Consider the following 16,645-nt stretch of genomic DNA (forward strand, 5'->3'; position numbering starts at 1 on the left):
ACTACCGCCTCGGCATCCCCGACGACATCCCCGCCTGGCACGAGACCCTCAACACCGACACCGCCCGCTACGGCGGCAGCGACATCACCAACCCCGACCCCCTCAAACCCGAACCCCACCCCGCCCACGGCCGCGCCACCAGCCTCCGCCTCACCCTCCCCCCACTCGCCACCATCTGGCTCCGGCCCGCTTAGGCCGCGATCCACCGATCGGCTTCTGAAGTGATTTTCTGAGGGCTGCGGGGTAGGGCTTCGAGTGTCGCGCCGGTGTGGGCAGGGGGTGTCCGCCGACCTGCCCAGCTCTTCCATGATTTCGGCTCCGGTCGGGCCCGGCTGGACGGGGGGTCAGGCGGGTTCGGGTGGGGCGTAGACCAGTACGAGCCCGGTTCCGCATGGCATGCGGAACCGGGCTCGACGCGTCGGTCAGACCTGATCCGGACCGTTGGTCTCGGCGATCTCCTCCCGAAGAGCCTTCTGCTTCTTCTTGGACAGAGAGTCGCCGTTCACGCTGTGCATGCCCCAGGGAATGGGGCAGGGCCCTTCGTGCGAGGAGTCCGGGCACAGTACTTCCACCAGCCGGTCCATCAGTTCCTCATGCTGGGCAGCTGTCGCCAGTAAGGCGATTTTCACCTGCCACAGCCTCGGCTCCGCTGTCGTACCTGCGACTTCTGCGTCGGACTCGCTCATGATGTGGTCCTCGTTCCGACCTGGGCTACGGAGCAGGGTCCAGTGTGCCGCGCTCCGCGGTCCCGACCCCGCGTCGGGCCCTCACCATGTCCACCGGCCGACACGACCTGAAGACAACCCCACTCAGCCACCCAGCAGCCTCAACTGAAACGGCGAGGCTGAAGCCACCAGCCACCCCGCCTTCAGGACGAGGTCCCGGCGGAGATCCGACGATGTCCGGCGGGACCCCATCCCGGCGGTCAGGCCGCGGTCGCCGCCAGGGTCTCCGGCAGCTCTCCGGTGTACACGATCCCAAGCGCCTGCGTAGCCCGAGTCAGAGCCACATACAGGTCGCTCGTCCCGTACGCCCCGGGCTCCACCACCAGCACGGAGTCGAACTCCAGCCCCTTGGCCTGGCGCGGATCGAGCAGGACAACCGCACGGGTCAGGTCGGGCTCCTCGCCCGCCGTCACCCCGTCCAGCCGAGCGGCAAGCGAGACATGCAGCTCACGCGGCGCGATCACCGCGAGCCGCCCCTCGGCGGGAGTCAGCTCGGCGACGGCCTTCGCGACGGCGCCGGGCAGGTCGTCGCCGGCGTCCCGCACCCATGGCCGTACGCCAGTGGACCGCACGGAGCGAGGCGGCTCGAAGTCGGGGTGCTCAGCGCGCAGGACACCCGCCGCGACGTCCATGATCTCGGACGGGGTGCGGTAGTTGACGGCGAGACGCGTGTGCTCCCAGCGGTCCTCGACGTAGGGGGAGAGGATCTCGGACCAGGAGCCGACGCCCGCCGCCTCGGCGGTCTGCGCCGGGTCGCCGACGAGGGTCATCGAACGGGTCGGGCTGCGCCGCATCAGCAGCCGCCAGGCCATCGGCGACAGCTCCTGCGCCTCGTCGACGATGATGTGACCGAACGCCCAGGTGCGGTCGGCCGCCGCCCGCTCGGCGGCGCTGCGGTGGTCGTCCTCCTCGTGCCGCTCGGCCATCCGCTCGGCGTCGATGATGTTGTGCGCGGAGAGAACTTCGGAGTCCTCCTCGTCCTTGTCCTCGAACTCGTAGGTACGCGAGGCGTAGGAGACGTCCAACACGCCCTGCGCGTACGCGACTTGGGTGCGGCGTTCCTGGTCGGCGAGGGCACGCGCGACCCGGTCGTCCTCGCCCAGCAGCTCGGCGGCCTCGTCGAGGAGGGGGACGTCGGAGGTGGTCCAGGCCCGGGTGACCGGGCGGTGGATCGCGGCGGCGTCCGCGTCGGAGACGTACCCGCCGGGCTCGGCGAGGAAGTCGGCGATGACTCGCTGGGGGGTCAGTCGGGGCCACAACTGGTCGATGGCCGACCAGACTTCGGGGTTCTCGGCCAGGTCGTCGCGGATCTGGGTGATGTCGCTGGCGTCGAGGAGGTTCGAGCCGTCGAAGGGGTCGGTTCCGATGCGCTCGGCCAGCATGTCGGTGAGCGTGTTGAGGATGTGGCCCTCGAAGTACTCGCGGGCGACGTTGTGCGGCAGTTTCGCCTCGCGGGTGCGTTCGCGGGCCATCTGCACGAGTCCGGCGTCGAGCATCAGGATGTCCCGGTCGTGCTCGATGGCGATCACCGGGTCGGGCAGCGCCTGCCGGTCCCGGATCACCGCGTCCAGCACCTCGGCCATGTCGGCGCGGCCCTTCACAGCGGCCGCCTCGGGGGTGTCGGCGGCCGTCGCCCGTACACCCGGGAACAACTCGCCGACAGTCGCGAGCAGCACGCCGGTCTCGCCGAGCGAGGGCAGCACCTCGCCGATGTAGCCGAGGAAGGCGGGGTTCGGGCCGACGATCAGGACGGCACGCTTGGCGAGCAGCTCCCGGTATTCGTACAGCAGATACGCGGCCCGGTGCAGCGCCACGGCCGTCTTGCCGGTGCCGGGGCCGCCCTCGACGACCAGGATGCCCCGGTGCGGGGCGCGGATGATCTGGTCCTGCTCGGCCTGGATGGTCTGCACGATGTCGCCCATGCGGCCGGTGCGGGCCGAGTTGAGCGCGGCGAGGAGTACCGCGTCGCCGGTCGGGTCCTCATGGCCGGTGCGCTCACGGTCGCCGAGGTCGAGGATCTCGTCGTGCAGGTCGGTGACGCGGCGGCCGTCGGTGGTGATGTGCCGACGGCGGCGCAGGTCCATCGGTGTGTGGCCGGTGGCGAGGTAGAAGGGGCGGGCGACCGGGGCCCGCCAGTCGATGAGGATGGGGGTGTGCTCGGTGTCTCCGGCGCGGATGCCGATGCGGCCGATGTGGTGGCTGACGCCGGAGGTGAGGTCGATCCGGCCGAAGCAGAGCGAACCGTCCACGGCGTTCAGCGCGGCGAGCAGGCCGGAGCGCTCGGCGACCAGTACGTCCCGTTCGAGCCGGGCCTGCATGGGCGTGTTGCCCTGCGCGAGCGCGTCGCCGACGGAGGCCTCGGTGTCGCCACGCAGGACGTCCACGCGCGCGTACAACCCGTCGATGAATTCCTGCTCACGCCTGAATTCATCGTCGGGAAATTCTGTGTGTGAGCCCCTGTTTGACAATTCCACTCCCGCCCGGATATACTCTGCTCAATGAACTTCTTCGCGACTCGATTCCCCGAAGTCGTGAATTATTCAATATACGCCGAGAAATCCCCCGAGCGCAATTGCTCGGGGGATTTCTTGTGTCACCGGTGAGACCGGTGGGTGGTTCCGGTGGGTGATCACAGCACGTCGGACAGCTCCTCCAGCAGCCGCCGCTTGGGCCGGGCACCCACCATCGACTTCACCGGCTCACCGCCGCGGAACACCATGAACGTGGGCATGGACAGCACCCGGTAGGTGTTCGTCGTCAGCGGGTTCGTGTCGACGTCCAGCTGGACGACCTTGATCCGGTCTCCCTCCTCCGCCGCGAGGGCGCTCAGCACCGGCCCCATCTGCCGGCAGGGCGGGCACCAGTCGGCCGTGAACTCCACGAGTACGGGCAGCTCCGCGCCGATCACCTCCGCCTCGAAGTCCGCGTCCGTCACCGCAGCCACGCCTGCCACCTTCATCACTCCGGTCACCCTCCTGTATTTACTGCCGGGGGTCCGGGGGGCGTCCCCCGGGAAAACACGGCTCCTGCCGCGACTCCGGGGATCGCCCCCGGGGAAAACACCGCACATACAGGCTCCGGACCGCCCGGAACCTCCGCCTCGGCCGCCAGCTCGTCCCGCGCCCGCTCGGCCCGCGCCAACTGCTCGCCGACCTGTGCGCGCACGGCCTGCAACTCGCCGATCAGCGCGTCGAGCTCGCCGAGCTTGCGGCGGTAGACGGCGAGCGACGCGGGGCACGAGTCCCCCTCCGGATGCCCGGCCCGCAAACACTCCACGAAGGGCCGCGTCTCCTCCAGGTCGAACCCGAAGTCCTGCAGCGTCCTGATCTGCCGCAGCAGCTTCATGTCGTCCTCGTCGTAGGTGCGGTACCCGTTGTGGGTGCGCCGCGCGGGCAGCAGTCCCCGCGACTCGTAGTACCGAAGAGTCCGCGTGGTGGTCCCGGCCCGCGCCGCCAGCTCGCCGATTCGCATGTCCACGAACGTAGTCCTTGACGCCGACGTCAAGGCAACGGGAACGTCAGGCCGGCGGGAGCAGCGACTTCCGCCGCACCGGCGAGAACAGCACGATCGACGTCGTGGTGCGGCCCAGGGTCGAGGTCTGTTCGAGGATCTCCTCGAGGTGGAGGGTGTCCGCGACGGCGACCTTGAGGATCCAGCAGTCCTCGCCGACGACGTGGTGGACCTCGATGATCTCCGGGCGGGCGATCAGCTCCAGGGTCCTGGGGTGCTTGAGGTTTTGACTTGCTCCTCGGGCTGAAGCCCGAGGATTCTGGCCTTCTCGTCCGTTGCTGTACCGCTATGCGGCACGGGGTTCGGGCGGGAATCCGTGGCTTCCTGCTTCGTCGCGCTGTGCCGGGACGAGTCCTGGTCTTACCTGCGCTCGACAGGCTGTCACCGCCAGTCCGGCGGCCGTTTTGACGTTCTTCGCGGCGTTGTGGTCCGGTCGTGAAGGGTGCCGCAGGCGGTGCAGGTCCATTCCCGGATGTTCAGGTCCGGTTCCACGACCTCCGCCACTCGGCGGCCACCCTCCTCCTGGAACAGGGGGTGGAACTCGTCGTGATCAAGGAGCTGTTGGGCCACGCCCACATCGGCGTCACCGCCACCGTGTACGCCCATGTCCGGCTCCGCCTCCAGCGCGACGCCATCGACCTTCTTAGCAACGCCCTCCGCAACTCCGCCGAGATCACCGGCAAGCCCGACGACGGCGACGAACCACCCCTCTGTGCCGCACCCGTCCGCTGACGTTGCCGTCAACTACTGCCGTCAGACGCTCCAGAGGCCCCACCGGAAACAGATCCGGCGCAGCCTTCCTGGCGGCGCTGCCGCGCACGATGTTCTTACTTCCTAGATCGTCAGCTCGCTTGCCTGACACTGCGCGCTGAGCGCGCGCGGGCCGCACCAGCGGGCCGCCTCGACCAGCTCCGTACCACCTGCCAGTGCTGCGCCCAGGAACAGGACGCGTACCGGCGACGCTGCTGCGCCATCGGCCAGTGCTGCGGCAAGACGCTGTCGCCGCTGACCATGACGTACGTTCACTCGGTCCTCAAGTCCACCCTGGAGCACGCCGTCCGCGCGACGAGCCCGATGCCCCGGACGAACAGGACGACGGAGGCCACGACACGCCGTAGGTCTCGCGTCCGCACCCGGCTCGCGCGGCCGTTCGCTGACAATGCCGCTGCGTCACCGCTGCCGTAGCGTCAGCAGTCCCAGGCGTTGCGTAGCAGATGCGAATCCGTCTCCTACCTTCTGTCAGCCAGAGTGGATCTTGGACAGATTATGCTTCGCGATCTGAGCATCCACGAGAGAGGTCAAGCTGGGAACAGCATCCGCCGTCACCCTGAGCCAGTCCAGCCACTCGCGAGTGTCCGTCCACCCGGGGGGCGCCTCATACTTGGACCACTGCTCAGACAGCTCCGCCACCAATCTCAGGCTTTCATCAGCCGCTTCGGAATCACCTGAAGCCGCAGGAATGAAGACACTGTCCCGAAGTTCCGGAATAGCCTCAGGAAACCGACCTCTCTGTGCCACCACAGCGAAAGCGCGCAATGCTTCGACAATCTCTCTCAGTTCCGGCGTCTGCCGGAGCGAGAGAGCGCTCTGCTCTTCCAGCCGGACAGCGGCTGATCGAAACTCCTCCGGATGGCGATCCACTTCGATTGGCTCCTGAATCCCGGAAGATTTTACGAGCCTCTGCGCCAAAGTGAGCGAGATTACTGGAAAGTCTTGGACCAGCGAGTGCACATGAACGGTCGGGTAGTACTGATCACTTTCCGTGGACTTGTCCAGAGTGATGCCTTGAAGCACCGGCCCAATTCGACGTAGCAGGCGTAGCGGCTGCCAGACCGAAAACTCCGGGAAGAGACTGACCCAGTCTGATGTGATCCGACGCGCCACACGATTGTTGATTTTCGTCATCTTGGTATCACCGGAATTGTCAGGTAGAGACCCGGTACGTGATTGGCATTCTTGTCCCACTGACTCTTGCCAATCCCAGGTGATCTAGACCAATTAGGCGGGGCTGGGGCCTCGCGGCGGCTCGGAGGTGGGCCTCCGAGGCGGCCCTCGGTCGAGGTTCGTGCGTCCGCCAGTCTGGCAGTGCGGGGGGCCAGGGCGGGACGGGTTCGCCACTCGGAGGGGGCCGGGAGCTTCGCTCCCCGTCGGAGGCGCCGCCAGCCACCGCTCAACGGCGAGCTGGCGATTCGCGCGGAGAGTCGGCCCCCTGGTCGGCCCTGTTCCCCTGGATAGCCCGTTGGGATATCCAACGGGACAACGACGCGCCAGCAGCCAATTTCTGGTCAGCCTGGTCACGGGCCGCTGCCTCGTCTGGGAGCCGGGTCCGGCTGCGCCAGCGGCGAGCGACTACTCCGTGCCGAGGATGCGCAGACCGTGGTGGGCTCGGAAGTCCTCGTAGTCCTTGAGGTTGAGCGTGGCCAGCGGCAGGTCGTAGGTGAGGGCACAGGCCGCGATCCACATGTCGTTGATCGGGCGTGGGCGTCCGCGCTGGATGCCCGCGGCTGACAGGCGGCCCCAGGTTGCGGCGACGGCTTCGTCGCCGGGCAGGATCAGGATGCCGGAGAGCCAGTCGGCGAGTTCCTGGCGGCTGCGGGTGCCCCAGTGGCGGATCTCGGTCCACTTGGTCAGTTCGCCGAAGGTCACGAAGGTGATCAGCGGCTTGCGGCCGATCAGCCTGGTGGCGAGCGGGCTGGCGAGCTTGCGCTTGTGGGACAGCGAGGCGACGTCGGTGTCGAGGATGACAGGTTGCACGGCAGCGGCTCAGGCGACGTCGCGGTGGCGCTCGGCGTACGTGAAGGCCAGGAACTCCTCCAGCTCCTCGTCCGACTCGAAGGTGTCGGCAGCGAGGTCGTCCAGGGACCGGATCGGCTGGGTGTTCTTCGCGGCCAGCAGCTCCTCGACCGAAACGCGGGGCCGAAGCAGTGGGTAGCCGGAGTACTCCGCGTCGGGTGTGCTCATCGGGACCTCCACGGGACGGGATGTGGCTACCGAGGCCAGCATACGGGGGCTGACCCCCGCTGACACCGGGCTTCACCCCACGGAGCCGATCCCCGAACGTGCGTGCGCCGATCCTCGCAGGTGCTGGCGGGATCTCAGGCCGGCGGCCTGCCTGGGGTGGGGTCGGGTGCGGGCAGGGGGCCGTACGCCGGGCCGGCGAACGGAGCAGGCACTTGGTCCTGCTACATCAGCGCGTCCGCCGGGACGGCTTGCTGCGCCGGAAGCCAGGTTCTGGTCAGCTCGGTCACCAGCCGTCGACGGATCCTGAGTCGGTCGTCGCTCAAGGCTCGACGCGCGTCCGTGGGCCGCGCCGGGAGCTGGCCACGGCGAACGGCCGAGTGCATGTTCCGGGGCCGGGCGGGGACGGATCGGCCGATGGTGGGGCGCTGAGAGCTTCGCTCCCCGCCGGAGGTGCCGCTGGCCACCGCCCTCGGTGAGCCCGGCGACGGACGTGAGGGTCGGCCCCCTGGTCGGCCCTTGCCTGCGACCCGACCGTAGGACGGTCGTAGGCGACAACTTGCTGTGCGAAGCGCGAGGGCTCCACGCCCACAACTTGCGCCTGGCGGCACCAGGTTGGGCCCAGCTCGCAGCTGGGTCCGGCCGTCTGCCAGCGCCTCGCGCGGGCCTCGGCTGCTCGCCCGATGGTGGGTCGGTCGGCGATGTTCGGCCAGCTCCGGCGGGCGGGGCCCGCCTTGAACCTCGTAGAGAAAATCTGAACGCACCGCCCTGACCAGCGTTGTGTCCGGTGCCGGGAGATGCTTGACACTTCGGTCCCAGCTGATGGTTGACAGTGGCCGTGATCGGCTTTTCTGTGCACGTCGTTGCGGCGTGTGGCAGGAGGCCGGGATTGGCGCTGGTGGAATTGTCGGTTGTCGAGCAGAGATACCGGGCTGTCCTGGCCGTGCTGGCGGGTGCGACCGTGACGGAAGTCGCCGCCCGGCTGGGGGTGTCCAGGCAGACGGTCAGCGGGTGGAAGTCCCGGTATGCCGCGTCGGGTCTGGCGGGGTTGGCGGATCGGTCGCGCAGGCCGGCGTCGTGTCCGCATCAGGCGTCTGCGGAGGTGGAGGGGGCTGTGTGTGAGCTGCGGCGTGAGCATCCTCGGTGGGGGCCGCGGCGGATCGCTCATGTGCTGGAGCGGTCCGGGGCGGTGAGTCCGGTGCCGTCGCGGATGACGGTGTATCGGATCTTGGTCCGGCATGGGCTGGTGGAGCCGGGGGTGCGGCGCCGGAAGCGGTCGGATTACAAGCGCTGGCAGCGGGATCGGCCGATGCAGTTGTGGCAGATGGACATCGTCGGCGGGGTGATGCTCGTCGACCCGGTCACGGGTGAGTTGTCCGAGGCGAAGGTCGTGACGGGTGTGGGTGATCATTCCCGGTACTGCGTGACCGCGTCGGTGGTCGAGCGTGCGACCGGGCGGGCGGTGTGCTCGGCGTTCGCCGGGGCCTTGCAGGCGTTCGGGGTGCCGGAGGAGGTGCTCACCGACAACGGCAAGCAGTTCACCGACCGGTTCGGGCATGGTGGTGAGGCGCTGTTCGACCGGATCTGCCGGGAGAACGGGATCGCGCACCGGCTGACGCAGCCGGCGTCGCCGACCACGACGGGCAAGGTCGAGCGGTTCCATCAGACGCTGCGGCGTGAACTCCTCGACGACTGTGGCGCGTTCGAGAGCATCGAGGCGGCTCGGACAGCGCTGGATGCGTGGGTGCAGGAGTACAACTCCGTGCGTCCGCATCAGGCGCTGGACATGCAGTCCCGGCGGACCGGTTCAACCCTGTTCCCGAGCAGGAGCGGGAGGTGCTGGGCGTGCGGGTGCCCGGCGTGCTCGCGCTGGTGCCGCAGCAGCGGACAGCTCCTGTGATGCCGGACGCCGTAGAGGTAGCGCCTCTTGCCAGTCCGTCTGAGTGGGTCCGGCAGCGGTGCCATCTGATGTGGTGCCGGGGGAGCACGGTGGGCCGGTGGAGTTCGAGCGGGTGGTCCCTGCGAGTGGGAATCTGCAGGTCGCGGGCAAGCAGTTCTGGCTCGGTCCGGCCCGCGCAGGGCTGACGGTGACGTTCTGGGCCGATACCTCGGTGATCCATCTCCTGGTCGCCGGGACGCGGATCAAGAGCGTGCGTTCGCATCTGTCGGTGGCGGATCTCGCGCAGCTGGCGGCTCGCGGAGGGCGTTCAGCCGGACCGGCGCCGTTGCCGGCCGGTGATGCGGCGGCGTTCGAGGTGGACCGGTTCGTGAACAACAGCGGGCTGGTGGGCCTGGCCGGGCATCAGGTGCTGGCGGCGGAGATCCTGGGCGGCCGATCAGCAGGCATCTGGATCGACGGCGAGACGCTGTCGTTCTTCGATCCGTCCTCGCGAGAACTGCTGCGGGTGCGGCCCAACCCGCTCACCAGCGAGGAGATCCAGCGCCTGCGCGGTCTGCGGCCCGCGGGCCCGCCGCCGAGGCCGAGTGTGGAGCCGGTCCGCGTGCAACGGCGGGTCAGTGCGACGGGCACGGTTATGGTCTGCCGGCAAGTCGTCTCCCTCGGCCGGACCTACACCGGGCAGACCGTGACCGTGCACGTGGCGGAGTCGACGATCACGGTAGAGCTGGACGGCCAGGTCCGTGTCATCCAAGGCACCACCGACATCCCCGTCCGCCACGTGAAAGCGAACAAGCCCCGTGAAGTTTCCGATGTTGTCTAGGCCCACCGTCAAGCATCACCTGGGACCAGAACGTCGGGCATCACCTGGGACTAGACAACCCCGCTGACCGAGCTGCCGGGTCGACGGTCAGGGGCGCTGCTGTCGGCACTTCTTCGATTCGGCCAGTGCGGTCTTCAGCTCCTCGCTCGGCGATACGTCCGACTCGGCGTCCTCGTCGTGGAGGGGCGGTAGGAACAAGCCGCGGCGGCTCTTCTCTCGCTTGACCTTGCGGCGCTCGTTGAAGAGCCGCTGGTGCTCCTCTCGGACCGTGATCCATCGCTGGTCCAGCTCCGCTTCTCGTTCCAGCAGCTCGTCATCGCTGAGGTCGGCGAACTCGGTGGCGGCTGCGCGGGCCTCGCGGTCGATCTCCTCGCGCAGCAGGTAGTTCGTGATCGGCCCGTGGTACTTGCCCGGCTCCGGTTTCTGGCGGACGAAGACGCCGCGCCCCTTGACCGCGTACACGAGCCCGGCCTGCTGAGGCTTCGATAGGCGTTCTGGGCGGTGGAGTTGGCGACTCGGCCACGCCCACATCGGCGTCACCGCGGGCGTCTACGCCCACCTCCGGCTCCAGCGCCAGGCCATCAACACCCTCGGCTACGCCCTCAGCCCCACCGGCGACGACCCCGACGACCCACCCGCCGCAGCCGTCGTCCGCTGACGTTGCCGTCGCCATTGCCGTCAAGCGACCGAAGGAGCCCCACCCACCAGGAAATACTGAGGGCTGTCCCGTAATCCACAATACGCCTGTGAATGGCTGATATCGCCGCTCATATTAAGATGAAGCATCCCGTCTCCGTTAATCGAGACATTCCCTTCACCATCAACTGAAAGGGGGTCAATGCCGGCAGACCTTAAAACCGGCGGACCCTCATGTGGGATTGAGACCACGCCCTTCAGAAGAAGGTCTTGTCCCAATTTCCGGAAATCAGGGCTTGTATGGATTGCATAAAACCGTTCCCGACGTACTGCATTCCGGCATCTCCAGCGAGAAATACGTCTCCATCGCTCGCGATCAATACCACTTCTTCGGTGGCGAACGCAGAGCCAACGGGGACCAGGGGGCGCCCAACCCGCTGAGAAAATATGCGAATGTTACCGGGGTAGAAAGAGAGGGCTTCTTCTGCGTCAATTTGCACACCCACCTCCATTTCGCGATAGATCCACGAAATGGAGAACTCTCGATACTCTTCGAGAAATCCGCGCAATTCTACCCCTACGTCATAGCCGGCCCCTTCGTAGAGCCTGGACACCTGATCGATAGAAGCTGACCCCAGGTCTACTCGGGTTGCTTCGGGGAATGCATCACGCAATCTCTGCCGCCGGGAAGTGTCATTGAACCCGCTCATCCGGTGAGTACACTCCTGACCGCGTCCGGCACCCACACTTGACAGTTGGGGCACATTTTGAACTTCTTTCCTTTCTGATTGAGGGTGATGATATCCAAGTTTTCCAACGACGCTCCATCATTTAGGGCGTTAGTGCACATTCGCGCTTCTGCGCACACGCCTGGCGGGCGACCGTTGGGGAGCTGGGATTCTCCAGGTAGCCGGGAGGTCACACCGGTGTGATGCCCAGTGGCGGGGCCACTCTCACCGTAGTAGGTAATTCCGGTGGTTCGGTCACGCCCTACGCTGAACGCGCCCGGCAGGATTTCACCTTCGGAAAGGCTGCCCCTGACCTCTTCGATCCGAGCTTTGCCGAGCTGGGTCAGCTCACTCTGAAGTTCAGCGTCGCCACAGTTGTGGACCAGGACCGGCGTGGCCCCCGCCAGCACATAGTACGTGTGCTTGCTGCTAACCCCGAGGTTGTAAACCGTCGTCTCTACGGTCCACCGCTTGAGCGCCGTGATCTGGATTCGGGTTCCGGCGCCGGTCTGGAGCCATTCGCCGGCGGTCAGGTCGGTGGCGTCGAGCCATTCGCCCAGGGCCGGGACCCAGAAGGGGTGGTTGTCGGTGGCGGTGACGGTGGCCGTCTGGTCGCCTTCGTCTCCGTCGGTGTCTACGGTGATCTTGACGAGGTGCTTGGTTCCCTCGCCCAGGATGGTCGTGGTGACGGTTTCGGTGGTGGTCCCGCCGGTTTCGGGGTCGGTGGCGGTGACCTCGTCGCCCAGTTCGAGTTCTTCGATCGGCTTGGTGGTGCCGTCGGCCATCAGGACGAGCGTGCCGGTGATGAAGCTGTTCATGCATGCCGGCTTTTTGCCCAGCAGACTCTTGGCGGTCGCGATGGCCTTCTGGCCGAGGCCGGTCTTCGCGAGGGCCTTCACGCCGGCGCCCGCGGCCGCCCCAAGGCCACCACCGACCGCGCCGATACCGGCCCCGATGCCGCCGGCCGTGAGATAGCCGCCGAGACTGTGGTCGGCGTTCTCGTTCAGGGCGTTGCCGACCATGCCTCCCGCGAAGCCGGCGACGGCTCCGCAGCCCGCGGCCAGGGCGAGGCCGGCTCCGCCTCCGGCCTTGTGCCGCGCAAGGCCGGAGCCCTTCCCCCACCTCCATACACCGGCGTCCGTACACCTCCCGGACGGGAAACACTCAGGGCGGTCAGTGCGCCGCGACGCCCTCCTCCTTCTCCTCCCGCTCGGCGTCCGCCGAAGGTTCACAGGTGACCGCGGTGATGTCGGCCGTCCGCTCCTTCCACGACAGCAGCACCGCCACCACTACCGTGCCCGCCCCCAGAATCAGCCCACCGATCAGGCTCGTGTGGGCGACCGAGTCGGCGAAGGACGAGCCGACCGCGTCGGCCATCTGTCGGGCGCCGTCGGCGAGTTGGTCGGCCTGCGCCTTCAGCTGGGCCGCCTGCTCCGGATTGCCCGCCTGTGCGGCCTGCTCGCCGAGTTGCCGGGCCCTGTCGCCGATGCCCTCGGCGACCGCGTATCCCGCGCCCACGGAGTCCTGCGCCGTGGCCAGGGCGCCCGCCGGGAGCTCGCTGCCCGTGGCCGCGTCCGAGAGGTGCGAGGAGTACGAACTCGCCAGGACCGAACCGAGGATGGCGATCCCGAGCGAGCCGCCGAGCTCCAGCGAAGTGTCGTTCACGGCGCCGCCGACGCCGAGTTCGGACTCCGGGAACGCGCCCATGATGGCGTCTGTGCAGGGCGAGAGCGCGAGCCCGATCGCGAGGCCCAGGACGGTGAGAGGCAGCACGAAGTCGCCGTACGACGACGCCGCGTCCACCTGGGTGAGCAGCGCCAGCGCCGCCGTGCCGCCGACCATGCCCGCGGTCACCGTGACCTTCATGCCGAGGCGCGGAGTGAGGTACGCGGTGAGTGCCGAGCCGACGAAGACGGCTCCGGCGAGCGGCAGCATCCGCACTCCGGTGTCCAACGCGTCATAGCCGAGGACGAACTGGAGGTGCTGGGTGAGGAAGTAGAAGGCGCCGAAGACGGCCAGGAAGAAGAGCGCGACGGCGAGGTTCGAGCCCGCGAACCGGCGGCCGGCGAAGCGGCGTACGTCGACGACCGGATGCGGGTGGCGCAGCTCCCAGGCCACGAAGGCCACCAGGCCGACGCCCGCGACGACCGCCGCGGTCACGGCCTTCACACCCCAGCCGAAGTGCGGCCCTTCGATGATCATGTAGATCAGCGAGCCGATCCAGACCACCGACAGCAGGCCGCCGACGCAGTCGATGCGGTGGCGGTGGCCGGCCTTGGACGGCGGTACGAGGACGAGGGCGCCGACGAGGGCGAGGGCGGCGATCGGCACGTTGATCAGGAAGGTGGACGACCAGCCGTACTGCCGCAACAGCGCGCCCGCGACCAGCGGACCGGCGGCGATCGCCAGTCCGGCCGTCGCGGTCCACAGGGTGATCGCCTTCGCCCGTTCCGCGCGCGGGAAGGTCGCGGCGAGCAGGGAGAGCGTGGCCGGCATGATCAGGGCAGCGCCCACGCCCATCACGGCACGGGCCGCGATGACCCCCGTGGAACTGTCCACGAGCGAGCCCGCGACCGCCCCGCCGCCGAAGACGACCAGCCCGAGGACGAGCGCGCCGCGCCGGCTGTACTTGTCGCCGAGCGCGCCGAGCAGCAGCATCAGCGCGGCGTACGGGACGGTGTAGCCGTCGATGACCCACTGAAGGTCGGCGCTGGACAGGCCCAGGTCCTGGGTCATGTCGGGGGCCGCGACGGTGAGGGCGGTGTTCGCCATCACGATGATCAGCAGGCTCAGACAGAGCACCAGCAGCGCCCACCAGCGACTGGCATAGGGCCGGTCCATCTTCTCGACCGGTTCGTTCATGACGAGACGCATGGGTAGGGTCGCCCTTCCTCACTCGACTTGCACAGCCCCGTGCAATTGCACGATGCTGTGCAATGTACGGTCAATGCACAGCGCTGTGCAAATGGTGGAGGTGGAGCCCATGCCGGAGCCCTTGATGGAGCCGTTGATGGAGCCGTTGATGGAGCCCTTGTGGAGGCATCGCGAGATCACCCCGCGAGGCGTGCAGAATGGCAGCCATGACCATGGGTAACGCCAGCCGCGCCGACGTGAACCGCCACCGCATCCTCGACGTCGCGCTCGCCGAGCTGTTGCGCGACCCCGACGCGTCCATGGACCAGATCGCGCGCGCCGCGGGCGTCGTACGGCGCACGGTGTACGGGCATTTCCCGAACCGTGAGGCGTTGATCGGGACGCTGTTCGAAGGCGCGGCGCAGGCGGTGGAGGCCGCGCACGCCGCCGGCCGGGAGGGCATCGAGGACCCCGCGGAGTCGCTGGTCCGCTCGACGCTCGCGGTCTGGGCGATCGCCGACCGCTACCGGCTGCTGGTCGCGCTGGCCCAGCGCAGCGTCACCGTGCAGGGCATCCGCGAGCGCCTCACACCCGTGCGCGAGGCCTGCGTGGAGGTACTCCAGCGCGGCCTGGACCAAGGCGTCTTCGAGTCCCCGCTGCCGGCGCCGGCCCTGGCGTACGTGCACGAGCAGATGCTGTTCGCGCTCATGGAGGCCGTCAACGACGGCCTGCTGGCAGCCGAAGAGGCGGGCCGCTCCGCCGTGGTCACCATGCTGACCGCGGCAGGCGTACCCGCCTCCCGAGCCACCGAACTGGTGGCCAAGACAAACGATTGAGTCTTTTACGGAGATGCACCGAGCGGCCAGGCTACGGGGGAGTACCTGGCCGCTCGGCGTATATGGGGGGGTTATCAGACTGCGAGGAGGGCGCGACCAGCCACGACGAACCCGGGGCCTCAGAACACCCCGCAGCCCTCCTTCGAGCGGAGCGCCTACGCCTTCACGAGTTCCTTCTCGCCGCCCTGCTCGGGTACCTCCGCAACAGCAGCCTCGTCGTCGTCCAGCAGCGTCTTCTCGTCGAACGGCAGCTCCCCGGCGAGAACCCGCTTCACCCGCTCGTTGTCGATCTCCTTCGTCCACGTCCCGATCAACACCGTGGCCACCGCGTTGCCCGCGAAGTTCGTCAGGGCGCGAGCCTCGCTCATGAACCGGTCGATGCCGACGATCAGGCCGACGCCGTCGACCAGCGCGGGCTTGTGCGACTGCAGACCGCCCGCCAGGGTGGCCAGGCCCGCCCCGCTGACACCGGCCGCACCCTTGGACGCGACGAGCAGGAAGAGCAGGAGCGGGATCTGCTCCCCGATGGCCATCGGGGTGCCCAGCGCGTCCGCGATGTAGAGCGACGCCATGGTCATGTAGATCATGGTGCCGTCGAGGTTGAAGGAGTAGCCGGTCGGGACCGTGATACCGACCACCGGCTTGCTCACACCCAGGTGCTCCATCTTCGCGATGAGCCGCGGCAGGGCGGACTCGGAGGAGGAGGTGGACAGGATGAGCAGGAACTCACGGCCCAGGTACTTGAAGAACGTGAGGATGTTCAGGCCCGTGATGATGCGCAGCATCGTGCCGAGCACGATGAAGACGAAGAGGAAGCAGGTGACGTAGAAGCCCAGCATCAGAACGGCGAGGCTCTTGAGCGCGTCCAGACCGGCCGAACCGGTGACGGCGGCGATGGCGCCGAAGGCACCGAGCGGGGCCAGCCACATCACCATGCCCAGGATGCGGAAGACGAGCCGCTGAATGTGCTCCACCCCGCGCAGGACGGGCTGACCGGCGGACCCCATGGCCTGGAGCGCGAACCCGGAGAGCAGCGCGATGAGCAGGGTCTGCAGGACCTGGCCCTCGGTGAAGGCGGAGACCATCGTGGTCGGGATGATCGAGAGCATGAACTCGACCGGCGGCAGTGCCTCGTCCGACACCTGGCCCTGACCGGCCTCCTTGACCGCGTCGGTCACCTGCAGGCCCGTACCCGGGTCCAGGATGTTGCCGACGAGCAGACCAATAGCGAGCGCGACCAGCGACATGACCAGGAAGTAGCCGAGCGCTATACCGCCGACGGCGCCGACCTTCGCGGCCTTCCGTACGGAGCCGATGCCCAGCACGATCGTGCAGAAGATGATCGGCGAGATCATCATCTTGATGAGGTTCACGAAGCCGGTGCCGATGGGCTTCAGCTCGACTGCGAAGTCGGGAGCGACCAGGCCCACGGTGATACCGAGGATCACGGCGACGATCACGGCGATGTACAGATAGTGCGTGCGGTCCCGCTTGGCTGCGGGTGCGGCAGGTGCGGTCGGGGTGCTGGCCACGGCTGCCCTCCTTGACGACGTCGTCGGCATCATTTCCGGCGTGCGGCTCACGACCGGCGGAAACCCGGCGTGCGGCTCACGTCCGGGGGGATTCGGGAGGCGTGGAACTCCCGGGGGATGCGGTGACTATCTCCCGCCCTGTGAGGG

Annotated in this window: 14 protein-coding genes and 5 pseudogenes; 6 read left to right on the top strand and 13 right to left on the bottom strand. The window is 67.9% G+C overall.

Annotated elements, in window-relative coordinates; translation table 11 throughout:
• Positions 1 to 194: alpha amylase C-terminal domain-containing protein (locus tag AB0D57_RS39710; RefSeq protein ID WP_362085262.1), on the top strand; the 194-nt coding region annotated here is incomplete at its 5' end.
• 228 nt (positions 195 to 422) lie between these two features.
• On the opposite strand, the gene AB0D57_RS39715 is transcribed toward AB0D57_RS39710, so the two are convergent.
• The 5 genes and pseudogenes from AB0D57_RS39715 to AB0D57_RS39735 form a co-directional block, all read right to left on the bottom strand.
• Positions 423 to 686, bottom strand: a complete 264-nt coding sequence (locus AB0D57_RS39715; RefSeq protein ID WP_362085265.1) for a hypothetical protein — start codon at positions 684 to 686, stop codon at positions 423 to 425.
• Between the two features lie 239 nt (positions 687 to 925).
• Positions 926 to 3,199 (bottom strand): ATP-dependent DNA helicase, encoded by a 2,274-nt coding sequence (locus tag AB0D57_RS39720; protein ID WP_362085268.1) that lies wholly within the window; start codon positions 3,197 to 3,199, stop codon positions 926 to 928.
• Positions 3,200 to 3,354: 155 nt separating this feature from the next.
• Positions 3,355 to 3,669 carry a thioredoxin domain-containing protein gene (locus AB0D57_RS39725; RefSeq protein ID WP_362085271.1) on the bottom strand — a complete coding sequence of 105 codons (315 nt, stop codon included), beginning with the start codon at positions 3,667 to 3,669 and terminating at the stop codon, positions 3,355 to 3,357.
• A 23-nt stretch (positions 3,670 to 3,692) separates the two neighbouring features.
• Positions 3,693 to 4,196: a MerR family transcriptional regulator gene (locus AB0D57_RS39730; protein ID WP_362085326.1), complete on the bottom strand. Its 504-nt coding sequence runs from the start codon at positions 4,194 to 4,196 to the stop codon at positions 3,693 to 3,695.
• A gap of 46 nt (positions 4,197 to 4,242) precedes the next feature.
• Positions 4,243 to 4,458 (bottom strand): annotated as a pseudogene (locus AB0D57_RS39735) (Lrp/AsnC ligand binding domain-containing protein); the annotation flags it as partial.
• Between the two features lie 254 nt (positions 4,459 to 4,712).
• On the opposite strand from AB0D57_RS39735, the pseudogene AB0D57_RS39740 reads away from it, so the two are divergent.
• Positions 4,713 to 4,967, top strand: a pseudogene (locus AB0D57_RS39740) (tyrosine-type recombinase/integrase); the annotation flags it as partial.
• Between the two features lie 168 nt (positions 4,968 to 5,135).
• Positions 5,136 to 5,297 (top strand): annotated as a pseudogene (locus AB0D57_RS39745) (site-specific integrase); the annotation flags it as partial.
• A gap of 177 nt (positions 5,298 to 5,474) precedes the next feature.
• Here AB0D57_RS39745 and AB0D57_RS39750 read toward each other — a convergent pair.
• From AB0D57_RS39750 to AB0D57_RS39760, 3 genes are all read right to left on the bottom strand, one after another.
• On the bottom strand, positions 5,475 to 6,140 hold the full coding sequence (locus tag AB0D57_RS39750; RefSeq protein WP_362085274.1) for a hypothetical protein: 666 nt from the start codon (positions 6,138 to 6,140) through the stop codon (positions 5,475 to 5,477).
• A gap of 444 nt (positions 6,141 to 6,584) precedes the next feature.
• A complete protein-coding gene (locus AB0D57_RS39755; RefSeq protein ID WP_362085277.1) occupies positions 6,585 to 6,989 on the bottom strand; it encodes a type II toxin-antitoxin system VapC family toxin in 405 nt (134 codons plus the stop codon).
• Between the two features lie 9 nt (positions 6,990 to 6,998).
• The gene (locus AB0D57_RS39760; RefSeq protein WP_362085280.1) at positions 6,999 to 7,196 is read right to left on the bottom strand and encodes a hypothetical protein; all 198 of its coding nucleotides are present in this window, start codon (positions 7,194 to 7,196) and stop codon (positions 6,999 to 7,001) included.
• Positions 7,197 to 8,097: 901 nt separating this feature from the next.
• On the opposite strand from AB0D57_RS39760, the pseudogene AB0D57_RS39765 reads away from it, so the two are divergent.
• Positions 8,098 to 8,993, top strand: a pseudogene (locus tag AB0D57_RS39765) (IS481 family transposase); the annotation flags it as partial.
• 197 nt (positions 8,994 to 9,190) lie between these two features.
• Positions 9,191 to 9,913, top strand: a complete 723-nt coding sequence (locus tag AB0D57_RS39770; protein ID WP_362085341.1) for a hypothetical protein — start codon at positions 9,191 to 9,193, stop codon at positions 9,911 to 9,913.
• An 87-nt stretch (positions 9,914 to 10,000) separates the two neighbouring features.
• Here the strand turns inward: AB0D57_RS39770 and AB0D57_RS39775 are convergent, their stop codons facing one another.
• The 4 genes and pseudogenes from AB0D57_RS39775 to AB0D57_RS39790 form a co-directional block, all read right to left on the bottom strand.
• Positions 10,001 to 10,375, bottom strand: a complete 375-nt coding sequence (locus AB0D57_RS39775; protein ID WP_362085283.1) for a hypothetical protein — start codon at positions 10,373 to 10,375, stop codon at positions 10,001 to 10,003.
• A gap of 431 nt (positions 10,376 to 10,806) precedes the next feature.
• Positions 10,807 to 11,259, bottom strand: coding sequence for an SUKH-3 domain-containing protein (locus AB0D57_RS39780; protein WP_362085286.1), 453 nt, complete (start codon positions 11,257 to 11,259; stop codon positions 10,807 to 10,809).
• A gap of 389 nt (positions 11,260 to 11,648) precedes the next feature.
• Positions 11,649 to 12,092 (bottom strand): annotated as a pseudogene (locus AB0D57_RS39785) (polymorphic toxin-type HINT domain-containing protein); the annotation flags it as partial.
• 358 nt (positions 12,093 to 12,450) lie between these two features.
• On the bottom strand, positions 12,451 to 14,151 hold the full coding sequence (locus tag AB0D57_RS39790) for an MFS transporter (protein ID WP_362085290.1): 1,701 nt from the start codon (positions 14,149 to 14,151) through the stop codon (positions 12,451 to 12,453).
• 197 nt (positions 14,152 to 14,348) lie between these two features.
• Between AB0D57_RS39790 and AB0D57_RS39795 the strand changes: the two genes are divergently transcribed.
• Positions 14,349 to 14,966, top strand: a complete 618-nt coding sequence (locus AB0D57_RS39795) for a TetR/AcrR family transcriptional regulator (RefSeq protein WP_362085293.1) — start codon at positions 14,349 to 14,351, stop codon at positions 14,964 to 14,966.
• A gap of 155 nt (positions 14,967 to 15,121) precedes the next feature.
• Here the strand turns inward: AB0D57_RS39795 and AB0D57_RS39800 are convergent, their stop codons facing one another.
• On the bottom strand, positions 15,122 to 16,528 hold the full coding sequence (locus AB0D57_RS39800; RefSeq protein ID WP_362085329.1) for a cation:dicarboxylase symporter family transporter: 1,407 nt from the start codon (positions 16,526 to 16,528) through the stop codon (positions 15,122 to 15,124).
• Positions 16,529 to 16,645 lie beyond the last annotated feature (117 nt).

The sequence above is a fragment of the Streptomyces sp. NPDC048275 genome, assembly GCF_040652275.1.
GTDB lineage: Bacteria > Actinomycetota > Actinomycetes > Streptomycetales > Streptomycetaceae > Streptomyces.

Excerpts from the sequence above, each read along its gene's own strand:
- AB0D57_RS39750 (WP_362085274.1), bottom strand. The coding sequence starts at position 6,140 with ATGACGAAAATCAACAATCGTGTGGCGCGTCGGATCACATCAGACTGG.
- AB0D57_RS39780 (WP_362085286.1), bottom strand. The coding sequence starts at position 11,259 with ATGAGCGGGTTCAATGACACTTCCCGGCGGCAGAGATTGCGTGATGCA.
- AB0D57_RS39730 (WP_362085326.1), bottom strand. The coding sequence starts at position 4,196 with ATGCGAATCGGCGAGCTGGCGGCGCGGGCCGGGACCACCACGCGGACT.
- AB0D57_RS39790 (WP_362085290.1), bottom strand. The coding sequence starts at position 14,151 with ATGCGTCTCGTCATGAACGAACCGGTCGAGAAGATGGACCGGCCCTAT.
- AB0D57_RS39795 (WP_362085293.1), top strand. The coding sequence starts at position 14,349 with ATGGCAGCCATGACCATGGGTAACGCCAGCCGCGCCGACGTGAACCGC.
- AB0D57_RS39760 (WP_362085280.1), bottom strand. The coding sequence starts at position 7,196 with ATGAGCACACCCGACGCGGAGTACTCCGGCTACCCACTGCTTCGGCCC.
- AB0D57_RS39800 (WP_362085329.1), bottom strand. The coding sequence starts at position 16,528 with ATGCCGACGACGTCGTCAAGGAGGGCAGCCGTGGCCAGCACCCCGACC.
- AB0D57_RS39715 (WP_362085265.1), bottom strand. The coding sequence starts at position 686 with ATGAGCGAGTCCGACGCAGAAGTCGCAGGTACGACAGCGGAGCCGAGG.